This window comes from Alkalibacterium psychrotolerans (assembly GCF_054784355.1).
This window is the reverse complement of sequence record NZ_BAAGPH010000019.1, coordinates 1-4,159: the sequence shown is the minus strand read 5'-3', so window position 1 is coordinate 4,159 and position 4,159 is coordinate 1. Positions and strand designations below refer to the sequence as shown.

3 protein-coding genes and 1 pseudogene are annotated in these 4,159 nt (G+C 38.0%); 1 reads left to right on the top strand and 3 read right to left on the bottom strand.

Features of this window, described 5'->3' with window-relative positions; translation table 11 throughout:
* Positions 1-458 precede the first annotated feature (458 nt).
* The 3 genes from ACYVLS_RS02910 to ACYVLS_RS02900 all read right to left on the bottom strand — a co-directional run bounded on the left by ACYVLS_RS02910 (position 459) and on the right by ACYVLS_RS02900 (position 3,664).
* The gene (locus tag ACYVLS_RS02910) at positions 459-1,382 is read right to left on the bottom strand and encodes a hypothetical protein (protein ID WP_460321012.1); all 924 of its coding nucleotides are present in this window, start codon (positions 1,380-1,382) and stop codon (positions 459-461) included.
* Positions 1,383-1,521: 139 nt separating this feature from the next.
* Positions 1,522-2,448 carry a nitronate monooxygenase gene (locus tag ACYVLS_RS02905; RefSeq protein WP_346023824.1) on the bottom strand — a complete coding sequence of 309 codons (927 nt, stop codon included), beginning with the start codon at positions 2,446-2,448 and terminating at the stop codon, positions 1,522-1,524.
* Between the two features lie 31 nt (positions 2,449-2,479).
* A complete protein-coding gene (locus ACYVLS_RS02900; protein WP_346023825.1) occupies positions 2,480-3,664 on the bottom strand; it encodes an acetate/propionate family kinase in 1,185 nt (394 codons plus the stop codon).
* A gap of 43 nt (positions 3,665-3,707) precedes the next feature.
* On the opposite strand from ACYVLS_RS02900, the pseudogene ACYVLS_RS02895 reads away from it, so the two are divergent.
* Positions 3,708-4,159: pseudogene (locus tag ACYVLS_RS02895) on the top strand (hypothetical protein); the annotation flags it as partial.

Genomic DNA, 4,159 nt, shown 5'->3' with positions numbered 1-4,159 from the left:
TTGTGGTGACTACATTTTACCAAAGAGAGGTGTCTTTTTGTGTGTTTTTTGATAATTATTTATAAGAAGTTTCAATAACCGCAAGGGTTAAACCTGGATATTCAACTGCAAAACTTGAGTTATTTATCAGGGGTTTACAAATCCAGACCAGTGAAGAATCCTTTCTTAAAACCTAACCGTCTCAAACAATAAGTAGGTAGACTGGTCATAACTGATTGCTCTTTATCTTGATCAGGAATTGCATGAACTTTATTCCAGTAAAAGAATCAAAAATACGATAGTCTCTATGAAATCGATTTCTAAAAATGTTGAGAAAACAGCGCCAGTAAAAATAGTAGGAGATCTTGTAACAAACCTCAGATTACGGTGAATCACTAAAAACAATCGAAGGGACTACACAATAGTAGCAGTCTCTTCGATTGTTTTTTTTATTATAGTATATAGATTTGATATGGCCTTTACGATAATAAACCAAGAATCACAAATGTCCATAAGGCAATGACTGTCGCTGGCATATCTAAGTGAGTATCCACATAAGTATTGGTATAGCGCTGAATAATGTCCCCAGAAATGACAGCCAATATACTAAATATGATAGCGATCCAAATATTTCCAAATGTCATTGCCGCAACTCCTGCTACCATTGCAACATGGTGAGAAACCGGAAATGTCAGACCAAAATATATAAAGATAAGTGATGTTGCTGAAATTGCAAATCCCAAACTTGGAATTTCTGTAAGCAATACGATATACCCCATTACTCCTCCCAGAGAGGCACCCCAAATCGCATTGAACAGCATACCTACCCCAGTGAATTTAAATTTAGCCTCATTTTCTGGAAAAACGCCTGTTAAGCCGGATTTCCCAAATGCAAATCTTGCAATGACGCCTAATACAAATACTGTCAGTGCAATAGTATCAAGCGGGAGTGCCAATACTGTAGCGAACAGATAGTTGATTCCAAAACCGAGCATTCCAAAAACACCACCGATCAGTAATACGATTGGATCGATAGTTTTAAACATTGGACTGGTGATGTCTGCACCATTTTCTACATCAGTTTCCCCGTTCATGAGTTCATGATCTTCAAGTACGACATCCGCCCCTGAAAGATTCTTTTCTTCTTTCAGCTTCCTGTTTTTACTGGCTGTTTTTCTTCCAGCATAGGCTGTAGCTGCAACCCCTCCTGCAAAAGCGATATGTGGACCAAATAACGGACCAAAAGCTACCTCAGATAAGAATGCATCTCCTCCACCGGACAATACTATAGCAATACCTATCAAAGCAGCGATTCCAGTAAAAATAAAAGCTGCTAACCCACCGATAAGAGCCCCAAATACCCCTCCTCCGAAAGAAGCCAATAATAGTATAATGATATCCATTGTTTTACCTCCATAATTTGTAGTATAAAACTAATTTATATTTTAATAATTACATAAAGTCATACTGTCCTATTAAGCAATACAAACATTTATCTGTCTGTAAAATTAATTTTTAATCTATTTGATAATAGTTAAGTAATCAAATTTTCAAACTTTCTCTAACATCATGAGCTTCTTTCATGATCTCTTCAACAATTTCTTTAGCTGGTTTGATTTCAGTGATTAACCCGGCAACTTGTCCAGTCATTAAAGAGCCAGTTTCGATGTTGCCCTCTACAACTGCTCTTCTATAAGATCCGATAGTAAGCTCTTCCAGGTTAGCTTCTTGTGTTTCAGAAAATTCTAGGTCGACATATTTTTCGAGCATTTCATTTTTCAGGCTCCTGATAGCATCGCCCTTTTTACGACCAGTTACAATCGTTGAGGTATCCGTAGCTTTCAGTAACGCTGATTTGAGTCCTGGAGGAATTGTGCACTCCTCACTTGCAAGAAATCGAGTTCCCATTTGAACACCCAGTGCGCCTAATGCAAAAGCTGCAACAAGTCCACGGCCATCAGCTATTCCTCCAGCAGCAATCACCGGTACTTTAACCTGACTGACAACTTGAGGAATCAAGGTCATAGTAGAAGATTCACCAATATAGCCGCCAGATTCAGAGCCTTCCGCAATAATTGCATCTACTCCAATTTTTTCCATTTCCAGGGCTTTTTGCACGGTATGAACCACAGGTATCACTTTAATATTATTTTCTTTTAACCATTCCATGTATACCACTGGAGAACCTGCACTTACAGTTAATATTTTAATATTCTCCTCAATAATGACTTTAACTTGCTGATCTCTGTTTTTTGATAACATCATCAAGTTGACTGCAATCGGTTTCGACGTCAAAGCCCTAGTTAATCTTATTTCCTCTCTCAATTCTTCTGCTTCCAGATTGATAGAGGAAAGAATTCCAAGCCCGCCTGCCTCGGAAACCCCTGCGACAAGTTTGTGAGTGGATATCAGTGCCATAACCCCTTTTAAAATAGGGTACTGAATATTCAGTAACTTAGAAATCGACAATTGTTCTTCCCTCCTCTTTTGAATACTCGAATCAAAAACCTAATCTGACAACATCTCTGGCTATTACTACTTCTTCATTCGTTGGGATCACGGCCACTTTTACTGCCGAATCGTCAGTTTCCAGAAATGTTTCATTGTTTTTATTATTCCAGTCATCGATTTTGAGATTCAAAAACGCTAATCTTTTACAGACTAATGAGCGTATCATAGAAGAATTTTCTCCAACTCCGGCTGTAAAAACAAGCGCTTCTATTCCACCCAGATGAGACACGTAAGCAGATATTGTATCTGCAACACGATTAGCATACATATTCAGAGCTAACTTTGCACGTTCATCGTTATTTTCTGCCGCTGATTTAATATCACGAAGATCATTTGATAAACCAGAAACTCCAAGCACACCAGAAGATTTATTTAATAAATCGAGAATTTCTTTTGAATTCAGTTTCTCTCTTTCCATTAAAAACGGGATAATTGAAGGATCAATATCTCCGCTTCTTGTCCCCATCATCAAGCCAGCCGATGGGGTGAATCCCATAGATGTATTGACGGAATGCCCGTTCGAATCGATTGCACATACACTTGCTCCATTTCCAAGATGGCAAGTTACAACTCTATCTTCCCCACTTTCTTTATTCAAAATCTTGAGTAAAGTCTCATAAACATATTTGTGGCTAGTACCATGAAATCCATACTTTCGAATATTATATTTTTCATAATATTTAAATGGAATGGGATACATGTATGCTTCAGGACGAATAGTATGATGGAAGGCAGTATCAAACACTGCCACCGATACTGTATCAGGCAGTTTACTCTGAAATGCTTTTATGCCAATTACATTTACAGGATTGTGGGAAGGGGCCAAATGATTTAAACTCTCAATGGTCTTCAGTATAGAGTCATTTATGACTGCTGAGTCCTGAAATTGTTCTCCCCCATGTGCGACTCTGTGACCAATTCCCTCGATTTCTGTTAAAGTTTTTATTATCCCTTCAGTAACCAGCACCTCCAATAAGTGATCGACTGCTTCCTGATGATTACTTAAAGGTAATATTTCATGCTTTTTTACTGTATTGTAATTTAAGGTAAATTCTGCTTCAGATGAGCCAATTCTCTCAAAGATACCTTTTGTAATAACTATTTCTGTGGGCATTTCAAGAAGCTGAAATTTCAATGAGGAGCTCCCAGCATTGATAGCAAATATTTTTTTCATAGAATACCTTCTTTTCCTTTATNCACTTAAGGAGTGAAAAGAGATGCCTAATCTACTTCAGATTATCATGTATTTAGTTAATAAAATCAAGTGGCAAAACAGTTTAATTCAACTTTTAAACGATTATATTACTTGGCTTGAAGATGCGGGTGATCGACCACCTAAAGGGACCGATATCACAAAGCTTGATTACAACAAATTGACCCTTGATGACCCACCGAAAGTTGTAAAGATTGAACGGGCGGACTATAAATACCTTCTAAAACAGGCCGTGGAAGCAGGTAAACCGATCAAACCTGTTCGTCGCCACAAGTCATCTTCTGAAGTTCCTGAACATGTACGTTGCGCTAAGTGTCATGCGCCCCATGACTATCTCTATAAGAATAATGGTGTGCACGGACAATATCAGTGCAAAGTCTGTTCTGCTTTATTTAATTCGAAGAATCGTTACTCTAAAGATGTCATTCTCAAATGTCCTCACTGTGAGAAGTGTCT

Coding starts and splice junctions, on each gene's coding strand:
- ACYVLS_RS02910 (WP_460321012.1), bottom strand. CDS start 1,382: ATGGATATCATTATACTATTATTGGCTTCTTTCGGAGGAGGGGTATTT.
- ACYVLS_RS02900 (WP_346023825.1), bottom strand. CDS start 3,664: ATGAAAAAAATATTTGCTATCAATGCTGGGAGCTCCTCATTGAAATTT.